Source organism: Gottfriedia solisilvae (assembly GCF_002128405.1).
Lineage (GTDB): Bacteria > Bacillota > Bacilli > Bacillales > Bacillaceae_G > Gottfriedia > Gottfriedia solisilvae.
In genome coordinates this window covers 1-18903 of the sequence record NZ_NETJ01000014.1, presented here as the reverse complement: position 1 = coordinate 18903, position 18903 = coordinate 1, and the positions used below count along the sequence as shown (strand labels likewise).

Annotated in this window: 18 protein-coding genes, 1 tRNA gene, 1 rRNA gene, 1 other RNA gene and 1 other annotated feature; of the genes, 7 read left to right on the top strand and 14 right to left on the bottom strand. The window is 34.9% G+C overall.

The window, feature by feature from the left end; translation table 11 throughout:
- Positions 1–282: 282 nt before the first annotated feature.
- The 7 genes from CAB05_RS21740 to tadA form a co-directional block, all read right to left on the bottom strand.
- The gene (locus CAB05_RS21740; protein ID WP_158093331.1) at positions 283–546 is read right to left on the bottom strand and encodes a pro-sigmaK processing inhibitor BofA family protein; all 264 of its coding nucleotides are present in this window, start codon (positions 544–546) and stop codon (positions 283–285) included.
- 122 nt (positions 547–668) lie between these two features.
- Positions 669–896 carry a YaaL family protein gene (locus tag CAB05_RS21735; protein ID WP_088004286.1) on the bottom strand — a complete coding sequence of 76 codons (228 nt, stop codon included), beginning with the start codon at positions 894–896 and terminating at the stop codon, positions 669–671.
- 23 nt (positions 897–919) lie between these two features.
- A complete protein-coding gene (gene recR / locus CAB05_RS21730; RefSeq protein ID WP_088004284.1) occupies positions 920–1516 on the bottom strand; it encodes a recombination mediator RecR in 597 nt (198 codons plus the stop codon).
- Positions 1517–1527: 11 nt separating this feature from the next.
- Positions 1528–1854, bottom strand: coding sequence for a YbaB/EbfC family nucleoid-associated protein (locus CAB05_RS21725; protein ID WP_088004282.1), 327 nt, complete (start codon positions 1852–1854; stop codon positions 1528–1530).
- A 20-nt stretch (positions 1855–1874) separates the two neighbouring features.
- A complete protein-coding gene (gene dnaX, locus CAB05_RS21720) occupies positions 1875–3563 on the bottom strand; it encodes a DNA polymerase III subunit gamma/tau (protein WP_088004279.1) in 1689 nt (562 codons plus the stop codon).
- Positions 3564–3686: 123 nt separating this feature from the next.
- Positions 3687–3951, bottom strand: an RNA gene (ffs, locus tag CAB05_RS21715) — signal recognition particle sRNA large type.
- Positions 3952–4021: 70 nt separating this feature from the next.
- On the bottom strand, positions 4022–4486 hold the full coding sequence (tadA, locus tag CAB05_RS21710; protein ID WP_371870412.1) for a tRNA adenosine(34) deaminase TadA: 465 nt from the start codon (positions 4484–4486) through the stop codon (positions 4022–4024).
- A 104-nt stretch (positions 4487–4590) separates the two neighbouring features.
- Between tadA and CAB05_RS21705 the strand changes: the two genes are divergently transcribed.
- The 3 genes from CAB05_RS21705 (at position 4591) to CAB05_RS21695 (ending at position 6603) form a co-directional block, all read left to right on the top strand.
- The gene (locus tag CAB05_RS21705; protein WP_088004275.1) at positions 4591–5175 is read left to right on the top strand and encodes a cysteine hydrolase family protein; all 585 of its coding nucleotides are present in this window, start codon (positions 4591–4593) and stop codon (positions 5173–5175) included.
- A gap of 115 nt (positions 5176–5290) precedes the next feature.
- Positions 5291–5932 (top strand): deoxynucleoside kinase, encoded by a 642-nt coding sequence (locus CAB05_RS21700; RefSeq protein WP_088004273.1) that lies wholly within the window; start codon positions 5291–5293, stop codon positions 5930–5932.
- Positions 5929–6603 carry a deoxynucleoside kinase gene (locus CAB05_RS21695; RefSeq protein ID WP_088004271.1) on the top strand — a complete coding sequence of 225 codons (675 nt, stop codon included), beginning with the start codon at positions 5929–5931 and terminating at the stop codon, positions 6601–6603. Before CAB05_RS21700 ends, CAB05_RS21695 begins: the two co-directional genes overlap by 4 nt.
- Positions 6604–6745: 142 nt before the next feature.
- Here the strand turns inward: CAB05_RS21695 and CAB05_RS21690 are convergent.
- Positions 6746–6838: transfer RNA gene (locus CAB05_RS21690), tRNA-Ser, on the bottom strand.
- Positions 6839–7079: 241 nt separating this feature from the next.
- Between CAB05_RS21690 and CAB05_RS21685 the strand changes: the two genes are divergently transcribed.
- The 3 genes from CAB05_RS21685 (at position 7080) to cstA (ending at position 11492) form a co-directional block, all read left to right on the top strand.
- Positions 7080–8831, top strand: a complete 1752-nt coding sequence (locus CAB05_RS21685; protein ID WP_088004269.1) for a sensor histidine kinase — start codon at positions 7080–7082, stop codon at positions 8829–8831.
- Between the two features lie 3 nt (positions 8832–8834).
- Positions 8835–9572: a LytR/AlgR family response regulator transcription factor gene (locus CAB05_RS21680; RefSeq protein ID WP_088004267.1), complete on the top strand. Its 738-nt coding sequence runs from the start codon at positions 8835–8837 to the stop codon at positions 9570–9572.
- Between the two features lie 126 nt (positions 9573–9698).
- Entirely contained in the window at positions 9699–11492 is a 1794-nt protein-coding gene (gene cstA / locus CAB05_RS21675) for a carbon starvation protein CstA (protein ID WP_088004265.1), read from the top strand.
- 55 nt (positions 11493–11547) lie between these two features.
- Here cstA and serS read toward each other — a convergent pair whose 3' ends face one another.
- The 5 genes from serS to guaB form a co-directional block, all read right to left on the bottom strand.
- The gene (gene serS / locus CAB05_RS21670) at positions 11548–12822 is read right to left on the bottom strand and encodes a serine--tRNA ligase (RefSeq protein WP_088004263.1); all 1275 of its coding nucleotides are present in this window, start codon (positions 12820–12822) and stop codon (positions 11548–11550) included.
- A gap of 71 nt (positions 12823–12893) precedes the next feature.
- Positions 12894–13121, bottom strand: a binding site (T-box leader).
- A gap of 49 nt (positions 13122–13170) precedes the next feature.
- Positions 13171–13758 (bottom strand): pyridoxal 5'-phosphate synthase glutaminase subunit PdxT, encoded by a 588-nt coding sequence (gene pdxT, locus CAB05_RS21665; RefSeq protein ID WP_088004261.1) that lies wholly within the window; start codon positions 13756–13758, stop codon positions 13171–13173.
- Between the two features lie 12 nt (positions 13759–13770).
- Complete coding sequence (pdxS, locus tag CAB05_RS21660) at positions 13771–14655, bottom strand: pyridoxal 5'-phosphate synthase lyase subunit PdxS (protein ID WP_088004258.1); 885 nt, start codon at positions 14653–14655, stop codon at positions 13771–13773.
- A 133-nt stretch (positions 14656–14788) separates the two neighbouring features.
- Positions 14789–16141 carry a serine hydrolase gene (locus CAB05_RS21655; protein ID WP_088004256.1) on the bottom strand — a complete coding sequence of 451 codons (1353 nt, stop codon included), beginning with the start codon at positions 16139–16141 and terminating at the stop codon, positions 14789–14791.
- An 81-nt stretch (positions 16142–16222) separates the two neighbouring features.
- The gene (guaB, locus tag CAB05_RS21650) at positions 16223–17686 is read right to left on the bottom strand and encodes an IMP dehydrogenase (RefSeq protein ID WP_088004254.1); all 1464 of its coding nucleotides are present in this window, start codon (positions 17684–17686) and stop codon (positions 16223–16225) included.
- 116 nt (positions 17687–17802) lie between these two features.
- Between guaB and CAB05_RS21645 the strand changes: the two genes are divergently transcribed.
- Positions 17803–18762 carry a YaaC family protein gene (locus tag CAB05_RS21645; protein WP_088004252.1) on the top strand — a complete coding sequence of 320 codons (960 nt, stop codon included), beginning with the start codon at positions 17803–17805 and terminating at the stop codon, positions 18760–18762.
- Between the two features lie 42 nt (positions 18763–18804).
- Here CAB05_RS21645 and rrf read toward each other — a convergent pair.
- A 5S ribosomal RNA gene (gene rrf / locus CAB05_RS21640) occupies positions 18805–18903 on the bottom strand; the annotation flags it as partial.

The window sequence follows — 18903 nt, the reverse complement described above, 5'->3', positions numbered from 1 at the left end:
GCCGCCAGCGTTCGTCCTGAGCCAGGATCAAACTCTCCATAATAGTTAAGTTTAAATCTTGTATTGCTCAAAAAACTAATAATTGACGTTTTACTTCATGTTTTGTTTAGTTTTCAAAGATCATCGTATAAGCTAATTTAACAACTTAATAATCATAACATCGTCGACAAAAACTGTCAATCAATATTTTATTTTTTAAGTTGTTGTCTCAGCGACGTTTATAAATATAACACCTATTTCATCATCGGTCAATACATATTCCAAATATTTTTCAAAAAAGATTTAAACGAGATAAATTCCTATAACACCCAATGCTACAATACCAGGCATACCAAGAATACTTACAAAAAGACATGTAAATGCATTGATTGGGATATGGAAGTTATTTGATGCCAATATATAATTTAATAAAAAGACGATCATGATACAAACAATGCCTCTCAACACATACTTACTTATATTTTTAAATGCTTTAAAAGGTAGACCTACTAATAATAAAAATAAGATTACAAATAAAACTACTGATATCATAATTACACTATTCAATACAAAAACTCCCCTCATATAACTTGTACACCTTGTACTAAGATTGTATGAAAGGAGTTTGTATTAAATACCTAAAACAATTATAAAAGAGTTTATTGTGTAATCAATAAATCAATTTGTCATTACTTCATTTTTGTAATTAACACATTACGTGCCTTTGCTTCTTTTAATAAGAAGAAATATTTAACTTGTGATAGTTTGACATGGATTAACAAATCCTCTGGTGGATCAACACTTCTATCGACTAACTCGACTTGATTCAAATATATATCTTTATAGTCAAGTAATCTTTCTACAAGTTTCTCGTCAAACTCTTTGCGGAGCTTTCCTTTTTTTCGAAAAAAAACCATGGTCTCTCTCCATCAATCAATTTCTAGATTTCTCTTCTACCCTCAAGGGCTTTCGACAATGTCACTTCATCTGCATATTCCAAATCTCCACCTACTGGTAGACCGTGTGCAATACGTGTAATTTTGATACCGGTTGATTTTAACAATCTAGAAATATACATTGCTGTTGCCTCACCCTCAATATTCGGGTTCGTTGCAAGAATAATCTCTTGTACTTCGTCATCTTTAAGCCTGTTTAATAACTCCATAATTTTAATATCTTCAGGTCCCACACCTTCCATTGGAGATATTGCTCCGTGAAGTACATGGTATAACCCTTGATATTCTCTCATTTTTTCCATAGCGATTACATCTTTTGTATCTTGAACAACGCAAATAGTCGTTCGATCTCTCTGTTGATCGCCACAAATATAGCAAGGATCGTTGTCAGTTATATGGCCGCATTCTGAACAATACAAAAGCTTTCTTTTTGCATCAATCATTGACTTTGCGAAATCTAATACATCATCTTGCTTCATTTCTAACATGAAAAACGCCAGGCGAACAGCCGTTTTGGGACCAACCCCTGGCAATTTCATAAAACTATCTATTAATTTTGATATGGGTTCAGGATAATGCATATTATAATCCCCTAAAATAGTCCTGGAATATTCATTCCTTTTGTAAATTGACCCATTGTTTTAGATGTTTCAACTTCGATTTGTTTAAGTGCATCGTTAGTTGCAGTTAATACTAAGTCTTGAAGCATTTCGATATCTTCTGGATCAACTACTTCTTCTTTAATATTTACTTCAACGATTTGTTTTAATCCATTAGCTGTAACTGTTACCATTCCACCGCCAGCTGTTCCAACGAAAGTACGTACATTTAATTCTGCTTGTGCTTCTTCCATTTGCTTTTGCATTTTTTGTACTTGTTTCATCATATTATTCATATTACCCATTCCGCCACGCATCATTATTTATTCCTCCAATATATTTATTCTTTTATTATTACTAAATCCTCACCGACAAGATTGATTGCTTCTTGTACGATTGGTGAAACTTCATTAGTGGTTTCTTGTTGTTTCGTTTGATTTAAATATGAATCCCTAGTAGATTTCCAATCTTCTTCAGGTATTGCTAACATACTCATTTCTGAGCCTAATAATGTAGATAAGGTTTGATTAATAGTCGTAAGGTGCTCTTGTTCACCATTATTATTAATTAAATCACAAATTGTTTCCGATTTAAAAGCAACAATACATTGCTCAGAAGAAGCTGCAACAACTTCACCATAAGAAACTAATGTGGCAGTAGATACTTTATTTTGATAACGTAACTGGTCCTGTAATGTCGGCCATGCTGCCAATACTTTATTTTTCTCTGGTTTGGTAGCCGCACGTAAAACACTTTGTATCATACTATTTGGCACTTTCGAGCGAGTTGTCGTTGACCTAGATTTCGTATTTGAAGCAGTTTCATTATTTGCTGTACTAATTGCTATACCATTTTCTTTTAAATGATTAATCTCTTTTTCAAGATGATTTATTTTATTCAGTAAAGCAGTTAATTCTTCTGATTTTTCACCTACATTACTTACAGATGCCTTTTGACATAGTTGAACGATTGCTACTTCGAGTAGAACCCTTGGATGATTCGTCCATTTCATCTCTTGTTGACTTTTACTTAATGAAGCAATAATTTGATAAATTAAATCATCATCATACGCCTCTGTAATTTCTTTAAAGCGATCATTCACAGTAGCTCTTTCGAGTAACTCTACAGTACTAGGTGAATGTCTATATAATAGAACATCTCTAAAATAAACTGTTAAATCCTCAATGAAACGAACTGGGTCTTTCCCTTGGTTCAATAGTTCCTCAATATGTGTTAAACAAGCTGAGACATTTCCATCTTTAATAGAAGATACAACAGAAATTAAACTTTCTTGAGCAACAGTTCCAGTAACAGATAATACATCGTTTAAGGTAATCAACTGGTCACTATATGAGATTGCTTGATCAAGTATACTTAGTGCATCCCTCATCCCGCCTTCTGCCGCTCTTGATAACATCATCAAAGCCTCAGGATCAATTTCAGTTTGCTGATGGTTTAAGACAACCATTAATCGATCAGAAATTGTTTGAGCACTAATCTTATGAAAATCAAAGCGCTGACATCTTGAAAGAATAGTTAACGGTATTTTATGAGGTTCTGTTGTGGCTAATATAAAAATTACATGTCCTGGTGGCTCTTCTAATGTTTTTAATAACGCATTGAATGCTCCTATAGAAAGCATATGAACTTCATCTATTATGTACACTTTGTACTTACCTACGGAAGGAGCATATTTAACCTTTTCGCGAATGTCACGAATCTCATCTACACCATTATTAGAAGCGGCATCGATTTCAATAACATCAGAAATTGAACCATCAGTAATACCTTTACATACTGAACATACATTACATGGCTCATTAGTTGGTGCGTTTTCGCAATTTAAAGCTTTTGCAAAAATTTTCGCCGTACTTGTTTTACCTGTCCCTCTTGGACCTGTAAACAAATATGCATGGGAAACCTTTTGCTGAAGAAGGGAGTTTTGTAACGTTCGTATAATATGGTTTTGACCTACAACGTCTTTAAATTGTTGTGGTCTCCACAAACGATATAATGCTTGGTATGTCAATTTATTTCCTCCTTCTTACAAAGTCACCATTATTATACCCTATGTAGTGATTTGTTGGAAAATTTTTTAAAGAAAACAAAAAAACTCACTCAAGTTTATGAGTGAGTTTTTATAAAGTTACTGCCGTGCACCACACTTCGATGCACTACCCCAGGCGTTACTTAAACAGTTAGCTCGGCCCAGGCACCCCTACGGCACACGAGATGGCTCACTTATTGCTGCTTCCTTCCGGACCTGACAAGGTTCGTGAGTTCTCGTTGCGTAGGACCCAGACGTCAACACCACTTATTTAAGGCAGGCCCTAAAGTAGGTACACCTCGGTGTGGAATTCAGTCTCGCTAGAGCGGATTGCGAGTACAGGGCACCGCTACCTCCCCACCTAGCACGGCAAAGTTACAACCTTAATTATCCCGCCATTAGAAGCGGTATTTAAAGTATATACGAACCTTAGTAAAAAATCAATGCTTGTCCTCATTAGGTAATTTTTTCTTCTTCAACCTTAACGCTCTAAAGAAGTTTGTTAATAATCTGCTACATTCTTCCTCTAATACACCAGTTTCCACATCACATCGATGATTAAACTGTTCCTCTTGTAGTAAATTATATATGGAACCGCCACAACCAGCTTTAGGATCTTTCGCACCGTAAACCACCCGAGGAATTCTCGATTGAATGATTGCTCCGGCACACATTGGACAAGGTTCTAACGTTACATATAATGTTGTTTCCTCAAGCCTCCATGAATCAATTACTTTACAAGCTTCTTCAATCGCAATGACTTCAGCATGACCTAATGCAGTTTGTTTAGTTTCTCTTAGATTATATCCTCGTGCAATTACTTCATCTTTATAAACGATAATGGCTCCAATCGGAACTTCACCCAGCTCCTCAGCTTTCAAAGCTTCCTCTATCGCCATTTTCATAAAAATCTCATCTTTATTCAAATTTTACACCTCTTTATTTCTATTACTAACAAATATTCTTTATATGAGTAGATAAACTAAACCATAGAATGGAGTGATTATGAGTGAATTCTTCCTGTGATAAAAAAAATCCGAAACCTGCATTATTAATGGTTGATTTAATCAACTCATTTTCATTTAAGCATGGTTGTGTACTCGCAGAAAAAACAGAAAAAATGATTCCTAATATCAATTTGTTAAGGGATTTATTTATAAAAAGAGAATTTCCCATTATATATGTAAACGATCACTATAAATTAAATAATCCTTCCGCTGATAAAGTTTTAAAACACTGTACGAACCCATTAAGTTATAACATTATCCAAGAAATTAAACCTAAGAGACACGAATTATGTATTTTCAAACCAAATTATTCAGGCTTTTATCAAACTGAACTTGATCATGAATTAAAAAAACATGAAGTGACTCATTTAATCATTCTAGGAGTCGCTGGTAATCGATGTGTACTCTTTACTGCTAACGACGCATTTATGCGAGATTATAACTTAATTATACCTTACGATGCAATTTCCTCTATAACTGATTATGACGAGAATGTTGCGGTCTATATGATGAAGGATATATTAAATGCAAAATTGATTCTTTCTCAGGAAATAGAAGCAGTCATAAATGAATTATTTCAAAATTAGAACAATAAAATTGGAAATTTTTTAAAATTGTATTCCACCTGTCCGCAGTATGTTAAAATAGTTTCTGTATGTTTAAGCGTATGATACGGAAATTGACTAGTAAGGAGGACAAGAGATGATACATGTACCTTTTATTACAGTAGAAGGACCTATAGGTGTCGGAAAAACATCTCTATCCAAAGCGATCTCTGAGCACTTTCATTATGAATTATTGAAAGAAATAGTAGATGAAAATCCATTTTTAGGTAAGTTTTACACAGACATTGAAGAGTGGAGTTTCCAAACGGAAATGTTTTTCCTATGCAACCGATTTAAACAATTAGAAGATATCGATAAAATGTTTCTTAAAAAATCGATACCAGTAGTTGCAGACTACCACATCCTTAAGAATTTAATCTTTGCAAGCAGGACGTTAAAAGATCAACAGCACGATAAATACTTAAAAATATATCAGATTTTAACAGAGGATATGCCAAAGCCAAACGTAATTATCTATTTAACAGCTAGCCTTGAAACACTTCAAAAGAGAATTGAGCTCCGAGGCAGAGAATTTGAGAATTTAATTGAAGACCAATATCTTATACAGTTAATAGAAGATTACGAGTTACACATGAAAGAATTTCAGTTAAAACACCCTGAGATTCCAGTACTAAAATTCGATGGAGATCAAATTGACTTTGTAAATAATCCAAGAGATTTAACGATGATCCTTGATACATTAGAAAACACCTTACAAAAGGAGCTAAGAAGCATATGAATTTGCGCGAAAAATACGGAATACGAAATGACGCAGTGATCACAATTGCCGGAACAGTTGGAGTAGGTAAATCTACTATGACAAATGCTTTAGCGAATGCATTAAACTTTCGTACATCATTTGAAAAAGTTGATACGAATCCATATCTAGACAAATTCTATCAAGATTTTTCTAGATGGAGTTTTCATTTACAAATTTACTTCTTAGCAGAACGCTTTAAAGAGCAAAAAAGAATGTTCGAATACGGTGGAGGATTTATCCAAGATCGTTCAATTTATGAAGACACTGGAATCTTTGCGAAAATGCATTATGAAAAAGGTACAATGAGCGAAGTTGATTATGAAACATATACTAGCTTATTTGATGCAATGGTTATGTCACCATATTTTCCAACACCAGACTTATTAATCTATTTAGAGGGAACTTTTGACGAAGTAGTCGAGCGTATTAAAGAACGTGGACGTCCGATGGAACAACAAACTCCAATCGATTATTGGAAAGAAATGAACTCTCGTTATGAAAACTGGATTAATAACTTTAATGCTTGCCCAGTACTTCGTTTAAGCATTAGTGAATATGACCTAATTAAAGACGAAACATCTGTAGAAGAAATCATCAAGAAAATTGGTAATGTGTTAAACCATTCTCAAAAATATATCAAATCTAGATAAGAAATAGTAAAGCTGTTTACTCTATACCAATGAGTAAACAGCTTTTTAAATTTCTCCATTTTTAAACAACAAAAAACTCGTTACCATAAGTAACGAGTTGACAATCTCCGATATATGTATGCGCTCCGTTAAAAATCAAAAATGGAGGAGTAAGAGGGATTCGAACCCCCGCGGGCTGTTACACCCCTGTCGGTTTTCAAGACCGATCCCTTCAGCCAGACTTGGGTATTACTCCGTTTTGACAAGATTTATAATATCATACTGAAAATACATGGTCAAGCATTTTCCAAAAAAAATTATGTATTTTGTATTCCTTTTCATTTTTTAATCTATTCATAGTTCTTACTGTTAAAAAGAGCTTTGTTTACACTTAAATTTTAACTAAAAGTTATTTAAATATACATAGAAAAATCCATTACTTATAATAAAAATATCAACTTAATTATGTCAAAAATTCGTGTAGGAGGAGAAAAGATTTGTTAGAGTTACTACCTTTAATGTTAGAACGCGTTGGAATCTTAGTCATACTAGCTTTATTACTTTCTAGAATGAAATCTTTTCGCCAGGTTGTTCAGAATGAGCATTCAGTAAAAGGCAAATTTTTGTTAATTCTAATATTCGGTGCATTTGGCATCGTTAGTAATTATACAGGCGTACATATTTATCAAGATTCCATTATGTCTCAAACTTGGCATTTTAATGTAGATAGTAATAATGCAATTGCAAACACACGAATTATGGGAGTTGCAATTGGCGGTTTGCTTGGTGGTCCATTTGTTGGTTTTGGCGTTGGACTAATTGCGGGTCTCCATAGATTAACCCTTGGTGGTTTCACAGCCTTCGCATGTGCATTTTCTACAATATTGGCCGGTGTTGTAACTGGATTTCTAGGAAAAAAATATGGTATCCAAAAAAACAACTCCTTATTGAGGGCCGTCATTATCGGCATTTTAATGGAGTGCATTCAAATGGGAATTATACTAATCGTCGCAAAGCCTTTCGATGCAGCCTTGCACTTAGTACAATTAATTGCTTTTCCTATGATTGCCATTAACGGATTCGGAACATTAATCTTCATATTAATCATTCAAAATATCCTTCAGGAAGAGGAAAAAACAAGAGCACTGCAAACAAATAAAGCGTTATTCATTGCGCAGCAAACACTCCCCCATTTTAGACAGGGATTAACGACTCACTCAAGTTCAGAGGTTTCAAGAATTATTTTCAGACTAACAAATGCAGATGCTATATCAATTACAGACCATGAACAAGTACTTGCACATATCGGCGCAGGCTCTAACCATCACAAACCATTACAGAGTCTATCTACTAGACTAACCAAAAAGGCCCTTGAGCAAGGCGACATCTTTATCGCAAATAGTAAGGAAGAAATTCAGTGCTCTCATGAAAATTGTCCATTACAAGCAGCAATTGTACTGCCATTAAAAGCATCGAATAGAACTGTAGGATCCTTGAAATTATATTATCGAGATTCAAATAAACTCGATATAGTTGAACAAGAGCTAGCTGATGGATTAAGTAAACTTTTTTCAACACAATTAGAACTAGCTGAAGTAGAGTTACAAAGAAGACTATTAAAAGATGCAGAAATAAAAGCTTTACAAGCACAAGTACATCCACATTTTTTATTTAATTCGATTAACACAATCTCTAGTCTGATTCGAACTGATTCAGATAAAGCTAGAAAATTACTAATTCATTTAAGTACTTTTTTCCGCAACAATTTGCAAGGAGCAAGACAAACACTTGTACCACTTGAAAAAGAACTTGAGCACGTCGAAGCATACTTAACTTTAGAGCAAACCCGTTTCCCAAATAAATTTACTGTCGATTTTGACATTGAACCAAGCTTGCGCAATGCCATGATCCCACCATTTACACTACAACCTCTTGTAGAAAATTCAATTAGACATGCATTTTCAAAAGAGAAAAAATTAAATGTAGTTGTTAGTGCCTATAAGAATAAAGGAAAAATGATCCTACTTACTGAAGACAACGGTAAAGGTATTCCAACTGCTTTACTAAAAACGATTGGTAATGAAACTGTACAGTCAAAAGAAGGCACTGGCACGGCCTTATGGAATATAAAAAAACGTATTGAAGAGATTTATGGCCAGAAAGAGAACTTTCAAATAGATTCAGATCTTGGATTAGGGACAAAAGTTTATATAACGCTACCTCTAACCGAGGAGAACTTGGAGGGATAATATTTGTTAAAGGCATTAATAGTTGAAGATGAGCCATTAGCACGTGACGAACTAGCTTATCTATTAAAGAGAACTAAAGAAGTAGATATAATAGCTTCAGTCGATACAATTGAAAGAGCATTGGAGGAAGTTCATTCGAATCCGGTAGATGTAGTCTTTTTAGATATTCAGTTAGCTGATGAAAGCGGGTTGGAGCTAGCTCAAAAATTACAGGATCTAGCTCACCGGCCAGCGATTGTATTTGCAACAGCTTTTGATGAGTATGCCTTAAATGCTTTTGAACTACAGGCAATTGATTACATTTTAAAACCATATGACGAAGATAGAATTTTAAAAACGGTAGAAAAGATTATTAGGCTTACTTCGCCTTATGTTAAAGAATCGCTACATAAGAAGCCAAAACGTCATTTAAAACAAGATAAGCTTGCAATTACTGTAGATGAACGAATTATATTAGTTACATTTGAGGAAATTCTATATATCTATACACTTGATGGTAAAACAGTTGTTGTGACTGAAAAATATTCATATCAAGTAAATGAGCCATTAATAAGTATTGAACGTAAGCTGCAAGACACTTCATTTATCCGTGTACATCGTAGCTATATTGTGAATATCGATCAGATTATTGAAATTCAGCCCTGGTTTCATTCAACCTATAATCTAATTATGCGTGACAACGAGAAAGTACCCGTTAGTCGTACTTATACTAAGGAACTAAAACTGCTATTTGATTTTTAGCTTGTATTTCAAAGACCCTATTTTGCAATTCATCCTGTTATTTATGCAATTCATATTGAAAAGAAGATGTTGGCATTTTCATAGAGTAATATTAGTGATATAAAAACAGGGGAGGTCTTGATAAAAATGAATGCGGTTACAATTGTTATTGCTTCCATGTGTATATTAATGATTGCCTATCGTTTATATGGAACTTTCATAACGGTAAAGGTGTTAAAGCTAGATGACTCTAAAGCAACACCAGCTCACGAGTTAAATGATGGAAAGGATTATGTTCCTACAAATAAATGGGTTTCCTTCGGTCATCACTTTGCTGCGATTGCTGCCGCTGGTCCATTAGTAGGACCTATTTTAGCTGCACAATTTGGTTATCTTCCTGGCCTACTTTGGCTCTTGATTGGTGCAGTTATTGGTGGAGCGGTTCATGACGCGGTTGTGTTATTTGCCTCTATGCGTAAAAAAGGTAAATCATTATCAGAAGTAGCAAAAGATGAACTAGGTCCCGTAGCTGGCTTTTGTACAGGACTAGCAATGCTATTTATTATTACGATTACAATGGCGGGTCTTTCAATGGTTGTGCTTCATGCACTAGAGAACAATCCATGGGGTACTTTTGCTGTAGGTATTACAATTCCAATTGCTATGGGTGTTGGATTATTATATAAAAAGACAGGTAACTTAAAACTAGCCTCTACAATAGGATTCGTTCTATTAATGGTTGGTGTATTTATGGGACCAACTATCCAGGAGACCGCTCTTGGAGAATTTTTAACATTTGATACAAAAACTTTAGCTATTATTCTACCAATTTATGCATTTTTTGCTGCGGCACTACCAGTTTGGTTATTACTGGCACCACGAGATTATTTGAGTAGTTTCATGAAAATTGGTGTCTTTATTGCTTTAATTATCGGTGTGTTTATTATCAATCCAGTTATTGAATTCCCAGCATTTACGAAATTTACTGGTGGTGGCGGTCCAATCCTTGCAGGACCGGTATGGCCATTTATATCTATTACAATCGCATGTGGAGCGATTTCTGGTTTCCACGCTTTCGTAGGATCAGGTACAACTCCTAAAATGCTTGATCGATGGAGCGATATTAAGGTCGTAGGATTTGGTGCAATGCTTGTTGAGTGTTTAGTAGGAATTATGGCACTTATCGCTGCTACTGCTCTTCAACCAGCAGATTACTTTGCTATTAACTCAACTCCAGAAGTTTTTAAAACGTTGGGTATGGAAGTTGTTCATCTTCCTGAACTTGCAAAAGAAATTGGATTAGATTTAGAAGGCCGTACAGGTGGGGCTGTTACCTTAGCAGTAGGAATGTCCTACATTTTTACATCAATTCCTTGGTTTAGCCATTTAGCATCTTACTTCTTCCAATTTGTTATCATGTTTGAAGCAGTATTTATTTTAACGGCAATCGATGCTGGAACTCGTGTAGCACGATACTTAATTCAAGATTTCTTTGGAGAGTACTATAAGCCTTTAAAGAAAACTGACTGGCTTCCAGGTTCAATATTTGCAAGTGCTCTAGCTTGCTTTATGTGGGGATATCTCCTATATTCAGGAGACATTGGATCAATTTGGGCACTATTCGGTGTATCTAACCAGTTAATGGCATCTATCGGCCTAATCATTGGCGCGACGGTCATATTAAAAATTGCTGATAAACGTTGGTATATGTTAACATGTCTTGTCCCACTCGCATATTTATTTGTCACTGTAAACTATGCAGGATATTGGATGGTTAAAAATGTTTATTTAAATCCAGATGCTGCAGGATATAGCACGTTAAATGCCATTCTTTCAATCATCATGCTAGTCCTTGGTGTGATCATACTAATTTCTGCTATTAAAAAATGGTTGGATATGTGGAATACTCCTCAATTTAAAATGAATGCTAAAACACTCTAAATAAAAAAGCAGGTTGTCACAGAAAAACTAACTCTCGTGACAACCTGCTTATTTTTTATTTAATAACTTCTTTTCCACCCATGTACGGACGAAGCACTTCAGGAATGACAACTGAACCATCTGCTTGTTGGTAGTTTTCTAAAATAGCAGATACTGTACGACCGATTGCCAGACCAGAACCATTTAATGTATGAACAAATTCTGGCTTTCCTTTCGGCTCACGACGGAAGCGAATATTCGCACGTCTTGCTTGGAAACCTTCAAAATTACTACAAGAAGAAATTTCTTTGTAAGCATCATAGCTTGGTAACCAAACTTCAATATCATAAGTTTTTGCAGAAGAGAAACCAATATCACCAGCACACAATGTGATAACACGGTATGGTAATTCTAATAATTGAAGAACTTTTTCTGCATGAGCTGTTAATTTTTCTAACTCAATATAAGATTCTTCTGGTTTAACAAAACGAACAAGTTCAACTTTATTAAACTGGTGTTGACGAATTAAACCTCTTGTATCGCGACCAGCAGATCCTGCTTCAGAACGGAAGCATGCACTATAAGCTGTATATGCAATCGGTAATTGTGAACCATCTAAAATCTCGTCACGATGGTAGTTTGTAACTGGTACTTCCGCAGTCGGTACTAAGAAGAAATCTTCTTTTTCAATACGGAATGCATCTTCTTCAAATTTTGGAAGCTGACCAGTCCCAATCATACTTGATCGATTTACAAGGTTTGGAGGTAGCATCTCTGTATAACCATGCTCTTCAGTATGAAGATCTAACATGAAGCTAATTAAAGCACGCTCAAGTTTTGCCCCTAAACCTTTATAGAATGTAAAACGGCTACCGGTAACTTTAGCACCGCGCTCAAAATCTAGAATATCTAGATCTACGCCTAAATCCCAGTGTGGTTTCGGTTCAAAGTCAAATTTACGCACTTCACCGATTCTACGAATTTCTACGTTATCATCTTCAGTTAATCCTTCAGGAACTGAATCACTTACTAAGTTTGGAATTGTAAATAGAATTGCATCCAGTTGCTCTTCTAACCCTCTAATTTCTTCATCTAGGTCTTTAATTTTGTCGCCCACTTCACGCATTTCAACAATTAAAGCCTCAGCGTCTTTTTTCTCACGCTTTAAAACACTGATTTCTTGGCTAACTTCATTTCGGCGACTTTTTAAACCTTCAACCTCAACAAGTAGCTCTCTACGCTTTAAATCTAAGTCTTCAAATTTTTCAATATAGCTTACATCTCCACCACGCAACTGTAATTTTGCTTTTACATCTTCAAAATTGCTACGTAATAACTTAACGTCTAACATTTTCATTCCTCCTATTTTTCTTAGTTGTCTAAAGGTTGCTAAAAAAGAATACAAAAAAGCCCTCATCCCTATAAAGGGACGAGAGCTACCCGCGTTGCCACCCTAATTGAAGAACTATAAATAATCCTTCCACCTTAGTATAGTTTAACGGACTATATAACCGGAGTTATTTACTAACTAAAATCAGTATTCCACAACTCGCTCAAGAATGGATTCACAAGACTTCATTATCGGTTTGCACCAACCACCGACTCTCTGGAAATTAAGAACTTGTTACTATTTTCTTTCATCGCTTTAGACAATTAAATTTTATTATAATTTACTATAAGCTTTTACATTTTTCAATAGCTACATACTTAAATTAGCATTTTTTTCTTTAACCATGCTTACAAAGTAATTCATTAAGCGATAATCGTTTGTTAATTCTGGATGGAACGATGCAGCCAACATATGGTTTTGTTTAACAGCAACAATATTACCATCATGCTCTGCAATTACTTCCGCATCCCCAGATACTGAACGAATAAATGGTGCTCTAATGAATACCGACGGGAAGTCTTCACATACTCCTTTTATAGGAATATTCACTTCAAAACTATCGACTTGTCTACCAAATGCATTACGCTCTGAAACCATATCCATTACGCCTAGGTGTACTGTATCATCATTTGCAATTTCTTTTGAAAGTAAAATCATGCCAGCACATGTACCAAATGCAGGTAAACCATTTTCAATTTTATCTTTTAATGGTTGTAGTAAACCAATATGGTCAAGTAACTTACGCATTGCAGTACTTTCTCCACCTGGTAACACAATCCCATCTAATCCTTCTAAATGCTCTACACGCTTCACAATTACCGCTTCGGCACCTGATGCCTTAATTGCATTAATATGTTCTTGAACTGCTCCCTGTAAAGCTAATACACCAATTTTCATCTTGTCACCAACTTAAATGCTACGGTCTTGCATACGATCAGCAGCTGCAAGTTGTCTCATATCGATACCTTTCATAGCTGGACCTAAGTTTTTAGAAAGGTTTGCAATTAATTCATAATCTTGGTAGTGAGTAGTAGCTTGTACAATCGCACTAGCAAATTTCTCAGGGTTTTCTGATTTGAAGATACCAGATCCTACGAATACTCCATCAGCACCTAATTCCATCATTAACGCTGCATCAGCAGGAGTTGCTACCCCACCAGCTGCAAAGTTAACTACCGGTAAACGGCCAAGTTCTTTAATTTGAAGTAATAATTCATATGGAGCGCCAAGATTTTTTGCTTCAACCATTAATTCATCAAGTGATAATCCAACTACTTTACGGATTTCTCCATTAATTTGGCGTAAGTGACGAACTGCTTCAACAATATTTCCTGTACCAGGCTCACCTTTCGTACGAAGCATAGATGCACCTTCACCAATACGACGAAGTGCTTCACCTAGGTTACGACAACCACAAACGAATGGAACTGTGTAATCAGATTTATTAATGTGGAAGATATCATCAGCAGGTGATAATACTTCACTCTCATCAATGTAGTCTACTCCCATTGCTTCTAAAACGCGAGCTTCAACGATATGTCCAATACGCGCTTTAGCCATTACAGGAATGCTAACTGCGTTTAAAATTTCTTCAGTAATACTTGTATCAGCCATACGAGCAACTCCACCAGCTGCACGAATATCAGATGGTACTTTTTCTAAAGCCATAACCGCAACTGCACCAGCTGCCTCTGCTATTTTAGCTTGTTCAGCATTTACTACGTCCATAATAACGCCGCCTTTTTGCATTTCTGCCATGCCACGTTTTACACGATCTGTTCCTGTTAAATTCATTGTCTTGCCCCTCCATTATTAAAACATTCTAGGTAACAAAATTATTTACGATTTTCTCCCATTGAAAAGTTACCTAATTCCCATTTTACTGAAAAATGGTCAACTTAACAATTGAAGATACAGTATTTTATAATTATTTAAATAATCCACTTATGCCATCAACGATACTTCCCCATAAATTTCCAAAGAAAGAACCGATCGCTCTAAATGTTAATACGAACCAATTTGCTTTTTCCACGTCTTTATCTACTACTAAATCAAATGTTTTTTCATTCCTTGTAGTGATAAAGCCTAAATCATCTTTATTTGAAGATTTAACGATTATTTCTCCTACTTTTGTGTTCTTTTTAATAGGTGCAATAATGTTTCCGTCTTCATCTATATTTTTTCCAGATAATTTAATCTGTGCTTTATAATTTTTACCTTCTCCACGCTTTACAGCTAATGTAAGTGAATCTTTCGCTACAACGTTTACTTCTTTTTCTTTACCTTTGATTACTTTAACTGTTTTATTACCTTTAACAGCTTGACCTTTTTCAACTAATGTAATTTTCTCGAAATTACTGAAACCATAATCCATTAATTTTGCTGTTTCACTGAAACGTGAATTGTATGAATCTGCACCCATTACAACAGAAATATAACGTTGACCGTCTCTTTCAGCTGTACCAGTAAAACAGAATCCAGCTGAATCAGTTGAACCTGTTTTTAAACCATCCATACCTTGGTACTCAAAAACTAAACCTGGTAACATCCAGTTCCAGTTTTCCATTTTTACAGGATATTTTTGACCTTCTTGGAAGATCTTTTTTGGAATTGACGAAGTTTCAAGAACTTCTGGATAATCGTTTAATAAATAGTATGCTAATTTAGCCACACCTTTAGCACTCATAATATTTTCATCAGAAGGAGAAGTACCTTCTGGGTGCATACCTTGTAAATCTTTATTAACTAGACCAGTTGCGTTAACAAATTTAACCTCACCTAGTTTTAATTTTTTTGCTTTGTCATTCATAAGCTGAACAAAATTTTTCTCTGAACCGCCAACTAATTCAGCTAATGCGATTGTTGCACCGTTCGCAGAATAAATTGCTGCAGCTTCATATAATTCTTTAACTGTATATTTTCCACCTAGCTCTAATGGTACATTAGACAAACCAGTATTTTGTGAAATTTTATGTGCATATTCTGATACTGTTACTTTTTGATCCCATGAAATTTTCCCGTTATGAACAGCATCAATAACAAGATATTCGGACATCATTTTTGTCATACTCGCTATTGGTAAAGGAGTATTTGAATTTTTTTCGAATAATATTTTTCCAGAGTTTGAATCTACTAATATCGCCGCATCTGCTTTAACTCCTAATACATCTTCTGCAGCTACTAGTCGTAAATTTACTGGGATGACTAAAGCAAATGCTAGTGTTAATACTACTAGTTTTTTTAGTATGTTCTTTCCTATCACTTTCTTACCTCCACTCATTTTTTTACATCTTTGTACATTTTAACATAATTATTTCCCAAAAAATAGGCAACTACAATTTCTTGTAATTGCCTAATTAAATCATGAAGAGTAGTTTGGTGCCTCTTTCGTGATATGAACATCATGAGGATGACTTTCTCTTAATCCAGCTCCAGTCATTCTAATAAATTGTGCATTTTCTCTTAATTCTCTTAACGTAGGTGTTCCACAGTATCCCATACCTGCACGAATACCACCGATTAATTGGTGAACTGTGTCAGCTAATGGACCTTTGTAAGCTACACGTCCTTCAATGCCTTCTGGAACTAGCTTTTTATTACCTTCTTGGAAATAGCGATCCTTACTTCCACGTTCCATTGCACCTACAGAACCCATACCACGGTAAACTTTAAATTGTCTTCCTTGGAAGATTTCTGTTTCGCCTGGGCTTTCTTGAACACCTGCAAACATGCTACCTAACATAACAACATGTCCACCAGCTGCTAAAGCTTTAACGATATCTCCAGAATATTTAATTCCACCATCAGCGATAATTGGTACACCATATTCTTTGGCTACAGTTGCACAATCATATACTGCTGTTAACTGAGGTACACCAACACCAGCTACTACACGAGTTGTACAAATTGAACCTGGTCCGATACCAACTTTAACAATATCAGCTCCGGCTTCAATTAACTCTTTTGTAGCCTGTGCAGTAGCAACGTTACCAGCAATAATTGCTAACTCTGGGAACTTACTTCTAATTTCTTGCACTTTTTCAATAACGCCTTTTGAATGACCATGTGCAGTATCTATTACTACTACGTCAACGTTAGCTTTCACTAAAAACTCTACTCGTTGAAGGGCATCTTTTGTTACTCCTACTGCTGCTCCTACTAATAGGCGACCTTGTTGATCTTTAGCAGAGTTAGGGAACTCAATAACTTTTTCAATATCTTTTATCGTAATTAAACCTTTTAAAATTCCATTTTCATCTACTAGGGGTAACTTTTCGATCTTATGCTTTTGAAGGATTTTTTCAGCTTCTGCAAGAGTAGTTCCTACTGGAGCAGTTACTAAATTTTCCTTAGTCATAACATCAGAAATCACAATTGAGTAATCTTGAATAAAGCGAAGATCACGATTTGTAAGAATACCAACTAATTTTTTGTTATCTGTATCATCTACAATCGGTACACCTGAAATTCGATATTTTCCCATTAAATATTCTGCATCTGCTACTTTATGAGTCGGTGTAAGGAAAAATGGATCGTTGATTACACCACTCTCTGAACGTTTAACTTTATCTACTTGTTCAGCTTGTTCTTCAATTGACATATTTTTGTGGATAATACCTAATCCACCTTGTCTAGCCATTGCAATTGCCATCTCAGCTTCAGTTACAGTGTCCATACCAGCACTAATTAGAGGTATATTTAACTGGATTTTGTCAGTTAATCTTACACTTACATCAACTTGGTTTGGAAGTACTTCGGATTTTGCTGGAACTAATAAAACATCATCAAAAGTAAGTCCTTCTTTTACGAATTTCGATTCCCACATTAAAAAAGCCCCCCTATATGCGTATAAATATTATTAGTAGATTAACAATAGGATAAAACACTGTCAAGGAAGTCAAGTTATGTTTAAATATTCAGTTAATAAGGAGCCTTACTCTTATGTTATATCCGTATAATAATGTATGGGATGAACTATGCTACTTTAGCTCTGCTCAGTATTCAAAAAATTATTTACAAACAAAATATGAGCGTTTTCATTCTATCGATAAAAAATCAAAAGCATTTCATAATGCGTATCCCTTCTTGTATTATATTGAACATGGGAAAAGTTATTTTCTTGCTGCCAGGCAGTCGCAAATAAACGTAAAACCAACACTACTATTTTACGGATTAGTTCAATTAATTAAGGCTTGTATCCTTACTGTGGATCCTAACTACCCTAGCACTACTGCCATTTTAGCTCACGGAGTGACATCTAGGAAAATCAAAAAAACTGGATACTCTTTTTTAGAAGATGAAGTAAAAATACAAAAAAATGGATTATTTACTCATGCAGCAAAAGAATTATTTAATATTACAAATTTAGATGGTGAGAAGTTTATGATGCTTCAACTTCTTCAATCAATACCTGAATTAAGTACTCTATTAAAAATCACAAAAAAGGGTAGTGTATTTGTTCCGATTAATCATGATGATGATACGATTGTCGTTCCTGAACAAATTTTATCTTCCTATCATTTTACTGCAGAGCGTTTTATAACATTTCTTCAATCGAAGCAAAATACAGTAAATATTGACCTTGTTTCACAAGATCCTAGAAACATTAAAATCAAGTCGAATAATAATGAAAGGCTACTTAGAAATGTACCTTTTTATTTTAATTTATCTAATCAAAGTTATTATTTAAAGACACAAAAGGAATCATTGATGATTTTACCTGAAATCTTATACCACTATTTGCTTCTTTATAATTTAAGTATGATTTGCAGATACGAAACTGATTGGTGGTGTGAGCTTTTACAAACATTTTCTACCGATGATTACCCGCTAATCAATCAATTTCTAACGTCAACTGAACAAAAAATTCCTTTTTTAATTCACCGTTTATTAACCTTATAAAACACAAAAAAACATCAGCTTGATAGCTGATGTTTTTCATTTACCAGGCGACGTTCTACTCTCACAGGGGGAAACCCCCAACTACCATCGACGCTGAAGAGCTTAACTGCCGTGTTCGGTATGGGAACGGGTGTGACCTCT

Excerpts from the sequence above, each read along its gene's own strand:
- guaB (WP_088004254.1), bottom strand. The coding sequence starts at position 17,686 with ATGTGGGAATCGAAATTCGTAAAAGAAGGACTTACTTTTGATGATGTT.
- CAB05_RS21700 (WP_088004273.1), top strand. The coding sequence starts at position 5,291 with ATGATACATGTACCTTTTATTACAGTAGAAGGACCTATAGGTGTCGGA.
- CAB05_RS21695 (WP_088004271.1), top strand. The coding sequence starts at position 5,929 with ATGAATTTGCGCGAAAAATACGGAATACGAAATGACGCAGTGATCACA.
- recR (WP_088004284.1), bottom strand. The coding sequence starts at position 1,516 with ATGCATTATCCTGAACCCATATCAAAATTAATAGATAGTTTTATGAAA.
- pdxS (WP_088004258.1), bottom strand. The coding sequence starts at position 14,655 with ATGAATTTAACAGGAACAGATCGTGTAAAACGTGGCATGGCAGAAATG.
- CAB05_RS21725 (WP_088004282.1), bottom strand. The coding sequence starts at position 1,854 with ATGATGCGTGGCGGAATGGGTAATATGAATAATATGATGAAACAAGTA.
- CAB05_RS21655 (WP_088004256.1), bottom strand. The coding sequence starts at position 16,141 with ATGAGTGGAGGTAAGAAAGTGATAGGAAAGAACATACTAAAAAAACTA.
- cstA (WP_088004265.1), top strand. The coding sequence starts at position 9,699 with ATGAATGCGGTTACAATTGTTATTGCTTCCATGTGTATATTAATGATT.
- CAB05_RS21735 (WP_088004286.1), bottom strand. The coding sequence starts at position 896 with ATGGTTTTTTTTCGAAAAAAAGGAAAGCTCCGCAAAGAGTTTGACGAG.
- CAB05_RS21645 (WP_088004252.1), top strand. The coding sequence starts at position 17,803 with ATGTTATATCCGTATAATAATGTATGGGATGAACTATGCTACTTTAGC.
- tadA (WP_371870412.1), bottom strand. The coding sequence starts at position 4,486 with ATGAAAATGGCGATAGAGGAAGCTTTGAAAGCTGAGGAGCTGGGTGAA.
- serS (WP_088004263.1), bottom strand. The coding sequence starts at position 12,822 with ATGTTAGACGTTAAGTTATTACGTAGCAATTTTGAAGATGTAAAAGCA.
- pdxT (WP_088004261.1), bottom strand. The coding sequence starts at position 13,758 with ATGAAAATTGGTGTATTAGCTTTACAGGGAGCAGTTCAAGAACATATT.